The organism is Stenotrophomonas sp. 3diitr2024 (genome assembly GCF_042136455.1).
Lineage (GTDB): Bacteria > Pseudomonadota > Gammaproteobacteria > Xanthomonadales > Xanthomonadaceae > Stenotrophomonas > Stenotrophomonas sepilia.
The window spans coordinates 1-7,337 of record NZ_JBHHMJ010000589.1 but is presented as its reverse complement, the minus strand read 5'-3'; the positions used below and the strand labels follow the sequence as shown (position 1 = coordinate 7,337).

The 7,337-nt window shown below is 66.5% G+C and carries 8 protein-coding genes; 4 read left to right on the top strand and 4 right to left on the bottom strand.

The window, feature by feature from the left end:
* Positions 1–185: 185 nt before the first annotated feature.
* The 3 genes from ABGA94_RS15155 to ABGA94_RS15145 all read right to left on the bottom strand — a co-directional run bounded on the left by ABGA94_RS15155 (position 186) and on the right by ABGA94_RS15145 (position 2,909).
* Positions 186–596, bottom strand: coding sequence for a VOC family protein (locus tag ABGA94_RS15155; RefSeq protein ID WP_005418291.1), 411 nt, complete (start codon positions 594–596; stop codon positions 186–188).
* Positions 597–736: 140 nt separating this feature from the next.
* On the bottom strand, positions 737–2,104 hold the full coding sequence (locus ABGA94_RS15150) for an amino acid permease (RefSeq protein WP_375367683.1): 1,368 nt from the start codon (positions 2,102–2,104) through the stop codon (positions 737–739).
* Positions 2,105–2,186: 82 nt separating this feature from the next.
* The gene (locus ABGA94_RS15145; protein ID WP_005418296.1) at positions 2,187–2,909 is read right to left on the bottom strand and encodes an AraC family transcriptional regulator; all 723 of its coding nucleotides are present in this window, start codon (positions 2,907–2,909) and stop codon (positions 2,187–2,189) included.
* A 114-nt stretch (positions 2,910–3,023) separates the two neighbouring features.
* On the opposite strand from ABGA94_RS15145, the gene ABGA94_RS15140 reads away from it, so the two are divergent.
* Both ABGA94_RS15140 and ABGA94_RS15135 read left to right on the top strand, forming a co-directional pair.
* Positions 3,024–5,114, top strand: a complete 2,091-nt coding sequence (locus ABGA94_RS15140) for a catalase (RefSeq protein ID WP_262221080.1) — start codon at positions 3,024–3,026, stop codon at positions 5,112–5,114.
* A gap of 22 nt (positions 5,115–5,136) precedes the next feature.
* Positions 5,137–5,541, top strand: coding sequence for a hypothetical protein (locus ABGA94_RS15135; protein WP_375367681.1), 405 nt, complete (start codon positions 5,137–5,139; stop codon positions 5,539–5,541).
* Between the two features lie 9 nt (positions 5,542–5,550).
* On the opposite strand, the gene ABGA94_RS15130 is transcribed toward ABGA94_RS15135, so the two are convergent.
* Positions 5,551–6,291, bottom strand: coding sequence for an alpha/beta fold hydrolase (locus ABGA94_RS15130; protein WP_111128967.1), 741 nt, complete (start codon positions 6,289–6,291; stop codon positions 5,551–5,553).
* A 251-nt stretch (positions 6,292–6,542) separates the two neighbouring features.
* Between ABGA94_RS15130 and ABGA94_RS15125 the strand changes: the two genes are divergently transcribed.
* Both ABGA94_RS15125 and ABGA94_RS15120 read left to right on the top strand, forming a co-directional pair.
* Positions 6,543–6,971 (top strand): hypothetical protein, encoded by a 429-nt coding sequence (locus ABGA94_RS15125; protein WP_239499539.1) that lies wholly within the window; start codon positions 6,543–6,545, stop codon positions 6,969–6,971.
* Positions 6,972–6,985: 14 nt separating this feature from the next.
* The gene (locus tag ABGA94_RS15120) at positions 6,986–7,276 is read left to right on the top strand and encodes a hypothetical protein (RefSeq protein ID WP_032954416.1); all 291 of its coding nucleotides are present in this window, start codon (positions 6,986–6,988) and stop codon (positions 7,274–7,276) included.
* Positions 7,277–7,337 lie beyond the last annotated feature (61 nt).

The following is a 7,337-nucleotide window of genomic DNA, read 5'->3' as shown; positions in this document are numbered from 1 at the left end:
TCCACGCCGGACCTGCAGTACTGCGCGATGAACTCCGCCTGCGCCGGCATCTGCGCGGCGGCCTGCTGCACAGGCCGTTGGATGCCCTTCAACAAGGTGCGCAGATCGACATCACTCACGGCCCGCGCAAGCGGGCCGTTTTCATGAGGGCGTGTGGACCAGGGTCCACACCCACAATTACCCGATCACGGGTCCGGCATCTGTCCCAGGCTCAACTGCCACGATACGCCGAAGCGGTCCTGCACCCAGCCATAGCGGTTGCTGAAGTCGTAATCACCCACCGGCATCAACCAATGGCCGCCCTCGCCCAGCACGCGTGCCGCACGCTCGAACTGCTCGGCACCGGAGCACTCGACGAACAGCGAGATCGACGGGCTGAAGGTGAAGTCGTGCACATCCAGGCTGTCAAAGCACAGGTAATGGGTGCCACCGAGCAGGAAGATCGCCTGGCGGACCTGGCCGGGCACGCCGGCGCCGGCCCCCTCGGGGTGGCGTTGCAGGGCCAGCAGGCGGAAATCGGCGAAGGCTTCGGCGTACAGGGCCAGGGCGGCCTCGGCCTGGCCGGTGAACATCAGGAAGGGACGGCTGCGCAGCATGCGGTACTCCTGGTCGACGGGCCGCTGGCGGCCCACGCGATCAGGATGGCACGGCGGATGTATGCCTGCTGTAGAGCCGAGCCCGCGCTCGGCTGGCGGCCACGCGAACAGCAGCCGACCGTAGGGTCGGCTCTACAGAATCAAGCCTGGCGCATGCGCCGTGCGATGGCGCTGCCGGCGGCAATCGTGGCGGTCAACGTCACCATCGACAGGAACTGCAGGCGGGTGTGCGACTCACTCAGCAGCAGGCCGAAGATCAACGCCAGGATCGCCAGCGCGCAGCAGGTCAGCCACGGGAAACCGGCCATGCGGAACGGCAGGCGGGTACCCAGGCGATCGGCGCGGCGGCGCAGTACCAGCTGCGAAACCAGCGACAGCGTCCACACCAGCAGGCAGGTGGAACCGACGATATTGAGCAGTACCGGCAGCACCCGGTCCGGGAACAGCAGTTCCATCACCGTCGCAGCGAAACCGAACAGCACGCTGGCCAGCACGGCGATCACCGGCACCTGGCGCGGATCGGTCCAGCCCAGCACCGCCGGCGCCTCGCGGCGCTGCGCCAGCGAATACATCATGCGCGAGGCGCCGTAGAGGTTGGCATTGAGTGCCGACAGCAGCGCGATCACCGCGATCAGGGTGATCGCAGTGCCGGCGCCCGGAATGCGCGCGATGTCCAGCACGGCGGCAAAGGGCGATTTCAGTGCTTCGCTGGTCCAGGGCACCACGGCGATGATCACGCTCAGCGAGCCGATGTAGAACACCAGGATGCGCCAGGCCACGGTACGGATGGCACGTGCGATGCTGCGTTCGGGATCTTCGGTTTCGGCCGCCGCAACGGCAACGATTTCGGTGCCACCGAAGGCAAAAACGACAACCAGCAGCGCCGCACCGATCCCGGCCAGGCCCTTCGGTGCGAAACCACCGTGTTCGGTGAAGTTGCTCAGGCCAGGTGAGGTGACCTGCGGCAGCCAGCCCATCAGCAGTGCCACGCCGATGGCAATGAAGGCCAGGATCGCCGCCACTTTCAGGATGGCGAACCAGAATTCGAACTCGCCGAAGTTCTTCACCCCGAGCAGGTTGATCGCAGTGAAGAACAGCATGAAGGCCAACGCAGCCATCGGCACCGGCACCACCGGCCAGACCGTGGCAAGCAACCCGGCCGCACCCACCGCCTCGGCGGCGATCACGATCACCAGCTGCACCCACCACAACCAGCCGACCGTGGCGCCAGCGGTGGCGCCCATGGCATCGGCGGCGTACACCGAGAACGCGCCGCTGGTCGGTTTGGCCGCCGCCATCTCGCCCAGTGCGTTCATCACGATGATCACCAGCGCGCCGGCGACCAGATACGAGACCAGAACCGCCGGGCCGGCCGCCTGCACACCCACGCCCGAGCCGAGGAACAGGCCGGCGCCGATGGCGCTGCCCAGGCCCATCATGATCAGCTGGCGGGGCTTGAGCGAATGTCCGAGGCGGGACGGCGAAGCGGTCGGAATCGAGTTGGGCATCGGCGGGGCTGGCGGCGGGCTACAGGGGCGACACCTTACCCTGTCCCGTGCCCACGGGGATAGGCACAGCGCAGCAGGCGGCTCAGGCCAGTGCGGGCTCGCCGACGTTGCCGCCGATACGGGCGCGATAGGCGCGCGGCGAGAAACCGGTTTCAGCCTTGAACTTGCGGGTGAAGGCACTCTGGTCGCTGAAACCGCAGGCCTGCCCGATGCAGGCAATGCTGTCGTCGCCATGCAACAGGTGCATGGCCATCTGGATCCGCAGCCGGGTCAGCACCTGCTGCGGGGTCATCTGGAACACCTTGCGGAAACTGCGTTCCAGCTTGGACAGCGAGAAGCCGGTGATGTCCAGCAGGGTCTGCATGCGCACGTTCTCGGCGTAGTGCGCGTTGAGGTGGGCCAGGGCCAGCCGCAGCTGCTCGTACTGGGCGCCCAGGCTGTCCTTCTGGCCCAGGTCGCGGGAAATGCCGATCAGGCCCTCGATGGCGCCATCGACCAGCAGCGGTCGCTTGCAGGTCAGGCACCAGCCCGGTTCGCGGTTGGCGAACAGGTGCAGCTCCATCAGGTTCTCGATCACCTCGCCGGACAGCACGCGGGCGTCCTGGTCGACATAGTCCGCGCTGAGGCCGGTCGGGTAGATCTCGGCTGCCGTGCGCCCGATCACGTCCTTGCGCGCGCGCAGGCCCAGCCGTCGCAGCATGGTCTGGTTGACGTGGGTGTACCGCCCCTGGCGGTCCTTGATGAAGAACAGCACGTCCGGGATGGCGTCGAACAGGGCTTCGATGTCGGCGGGCTCGACTCGCATGGGGCAAGCATACCCGAGCCTGCTTTTGCCTGTACGTTCACCTCTGCCGGACCTCGGTTTAACGGGGCTGGTTCCAGTGTCGTGGTTCCTTCTGATGATTCGGAGCCAACGTCAATGGCCGCCAGCAAGCCGACCGGCAAGCGCGCAATCGCCCCTGCCGAAAACCACCGCCGGGGCGACGGCGATGAACTGCACCAGCAGGCCGGGGGCACCCATCCGGTGATGACCACCGATCAGGGCATCCCGGTGGCGGACAACCAGAACTCCCTGCGGCAGGGGCCCCGAGGGCCCACGCTGCTAGAGGACTTCCTCCTGCGCGAGAAGATCACCCACTTCGATCACGAACGCATTCCCGAGCGCATCGTGCACGCACGTGGCAGCGCAGCACACGGCTACTTCGAGCTGACCCGGTCACTGGCCGCCCATACCCGCGCGCGTATCCTGACCGAGGTAGGCGTCAAGACGCCCGTGTTCACCCGTTTCTCGACGGTAGCCGGCGGCGCGGGCTCGGTGGATACACCCCGCGACGTGCGCGGCTTCGCGGTCAAGTTCTATACCAAGGAGGGCAACTGGGATCTGGTTGGCAACAACATTCCGGTGTTCTTCATCCAGGACGCCATGAAATTCCCGGACCTGGTGCATGCGGTGAAGATGGAACCGGACCGTGCGTTTCCGCAGGCCGCCACGGCCCACGACACCTTCTGGGATTTCATCTCGCTCATGCCCGAGTCGATGCACATGATCATGTGGGCGATGAGCGACCGCGCCATACCGCGTTCGCTGCGGATGATCGAAGGCTTCGGTGTGCACAGCTTCCGCCTGCTGAACGAGGCGGGCGAGTCGACCTTCGTCAAGTTCCACTGGCGGCCCAAGCTGGGTATCCAGTCCACGGTCTGGGACGAAGCGTTGAAACTGCAATCGGCTGACAATGACTTCCATCGCCGCGATCTGTTCGAGGCCATCCAGCGCGGTGATTTCCCCGAGTGGGAACTGGCGGTACAGCTGTTCACGGAAGAGGACGCCGAGGCATTTCCGTTCGATCACCTGGATCCGACCAAGATCATCCCTGAATCGCTGGTACCGCTGCAGGTGATCGGGCGCATGGTGCTGGACCGCTGGCCCGACAACTTCTTCGCCGAGACCGAACAGGTGGCGTTCTGCCCGGCCAACGTGCCGCCGGGCATCGATTTCAGCAACGATCCGCTGCTGCAGGGCCGCCTGTTCTCCTACCTGGACACCCAGCTGCTGCGGCTTGGCGGCCCGAACTTCCACCAGATCCCGGTGAATGCTCCGAAGTGCCCGTTTGCCAATCATCAGCGCGATGGCCACATGCAGATGCAGGTGCCCAAGGGCCGCGTGGCCTACGATCCCAGCTCGCTGCAGGACGACACCCCGCGCGAGACACCGGCCGGTTTCCGCAGCCATGCCAGCGCCGACGATGGCCGCAAGGGCCGCACGCGTGCGGAGAGTTTCGCCGACCACTACAGCCAGGCCCGGATGTTCTTCCGCAGCCTTGAAAAGCCGGAGCAGGCGCACCTGGCATCGGCGCTGGTATTCGAGTTGTCCAAGGTGGAAACGCTGAAGGTGCGGGTGCGCACCGTCAGCCACCTGCGCAACATCGACGAATCGCTGGCCCGGCGCGTGGCCGATGGTCTGGCGTTGCCTGCACTGCCCGACGCGGCGCCGACTGCTACCCCGGTGCGGGACATGCCCCCCGCTCCCGAGGTGCGCGTGATCGGGCGCAACAAGCCCATCCTGCAGGGTCGCTGCATCGGCGTCCTGTTCGATGAGGGCTCCGATGCCCGCGTGATCGCCAGCCTGAGCAAGGCCGCTCGGAAGGCAGGTGCGGAGGTGAAGCTGGTGGCACCAAAAGTGGGAGGCGCCACGCTGAGCGATGGGGCGATGCAGGCGGCGGATGGGCAACTGGCGGGCACGCCATCGGCTGTGTTCGATGCGGTGGCCGTGGTGCTGAGCCCGGAAGCCGCGAAGGCCTTGTCGAAAGAGAGTGCAGCCGTCGAATTCGTCAGCCAGGCGTGGGCGCACCTGAAGGCCATCGCCAGCGACGCAGGCGGCCAGACGCTGCTGAAGGCGGCGCGGGTCGGCAACGATGCCGGCATCGTCGAAGCGGAAGACGCCAAGGCCTTCCTGGCGGCGGCCGCCACCCGCCAATGGGCGCGTGAACCGAAGCTGCGCCTGCTGGCCTGACTACTACGACAGGAGATCCGTCATGCCCCGTGGTGACAAATCCGCATATACCGAGAAACAGAAGCGCCAGGCCGAGCACATCGAGGACAGCGAGCGCGAGCGCGGCGCGAGTGAAGGCACCGCCGAGCGCATCGCCTGGGCCACCGTGAACAAGCAGGACGGTGGCGGCAAACGTAGCGGCAGCGCGCGCAAGGGCACGAAGAAGGCGGCGAGCAAGAAGGCGCCTGCGAAGAAGGCGGCGGCAAAGAAGGCACCGGCTCGTAAGACCGCCACCAAGAAGGCCGCAAAGAAGACAGCGGTCAAGAAGGCCGGTACAGCCGCCTCGCGCAGTGCTGCAGCGAAGAAGGCGGCCAAGACCCGTGCGGCGAAGAAGACAGTGCGCAAGGCGGCGGCCAGGAAAGCGGCACGTACCCGCGCCCGCAGTTGAGCGCATCGTTCAACGCGGCAACGTCCTCATCCACGCGGCCACTTCGGCTGCAGCTGCGTCGGCACGCGCCTGCAGCAGCAGATGTGGCCCCTCCAACGACACATGGCGGGCATCGGGCAACAGGGCCTGCAGCTCGGCCACGCTGGGCGGCCACAGCAGGCGGTCGTGGCACGCGTGCAGGCACAGCGTCGGCACCTGGATTGCTGGCAGCAATGCACGCACGTCGACCCGCAGGGTCGCTGCGGCGCGTTGCCGCAACGTGCTCGTCGGAGTCCTGGCCAACGCTTCGCGCAGCATCGACGTGTGCCCGCGGGTGTACCACGGCCCCAGCAACAGGCGCGCCAGCAATGCCACGGGAGGCAGCGGCCAGGCCGGCGACAGCAAGGCTGCGCTGGCTGCCGGCAGTGGCACCGGCCGACGCGCAAAGGTCGCTGCAAGCACCAGTCCGCGCAGCCCGGTGGGATGGCGCGTGGCCAGTTCAACAGCCAACGGGCCCGAGAAAGACTCGGCGAGCAGGATGAAGGGACGACTGGGCAGCTGCGACCACAGCCGTTGGGCAAGCGTGGCGTGATCCTGCGGTCCCTGCGCGGGCAGCGTGATCGCCTGCGTTGTCAGACCGTAAGCCTGGAGTGCCGACAGGAACGGGGGCGACAGCCTGCTGGAGCCATCCAGACCGGGCAGCATCAGCACGTGCTGCGGCGCGGCCGATGCAGGGAAAAAGATCGGCGTTTCCTCGCTCCCGATTCCCATGCCACCTCCTTTGCCGGCAAGCATCACCCACATCGGCAGGCAACGGAACCCCTGCCCAGGCTGTCCTGCTGCTTTGCCGGCCAATGTTGGGCAATACTACCCGCTCTGCCGCGGGACGCGGCTACCCGGGAGAGCCGTTGATGCGATGGACCTGCGCGCTGGCCATGATGGCCATGATGCTGCCACTGAACAGCTCCGCCAGCGATGGTTGGATAAATGGGGATGGCAAGGCGTTGACGGAGACCGATGCCATGAAATCCAGCGGCGGCTTCGCGGCATCGCTGCTGGTCACTTCCGATGCCGACTGGCGGGCCAAGTGGGAGACCCCGCCGGAGACCACTCCCAGCTTCAACGAGGCCAACGAAGTCCACCTGGGCGGTGAGTTGTTCCTGCTGACATTCCTCTCCAACCCGCAACTGGACGAGAACCGCGTACCCAAGGTGCACTGCGATCTGCGCATGCTGCGCCCGGACGGCAGTACCAGTATCGACGAACGCGATGTTCCCTGTTTCACCGCCGCCCTGACCGGCCCGCCAAACCTGCTGTACATGACCAACCTGCACCTGAAGTTCGTCGCCGAGGCCGGTGATCCCAAAGGCACGTGGACTGCGCAGGTGGTGGTCCGGGATCTGCTGCGGAAGGTGAGCCTGCCGCTGCAGGCCCGCTTCGACGTCCGTTGAACCGGGGCATGCGGATGAAGATGCGGCGACTCCTGAGCTGGACCGGTCTTGCGCTTTGCGTGGTCTACCTGCTGTTGACCGCATGGCTGGTTCACGGCGCGCAGTCGGAGGGGGACCCGAAGGGTACCTATATCCTGATGGCGCTCCCCATCACCCTGCAGTCTGCCGCACTCGATGCCATCGGCGCAGGCGGCCTGCTGCGTGGCAAACCCTGGTCGACCGCATATGCAGTGCTGGTTCCGCCAACACTGCTGTTGCTGTACGCAGCCGGCTGGCTGATCGAACGCTCAGCCCGCGGGCGCTAGCCCGCGGCGTCGGTCCGGTGGGGTGCGTCGACGCCCCGCATGCGGGACATCGCAGGCAGGG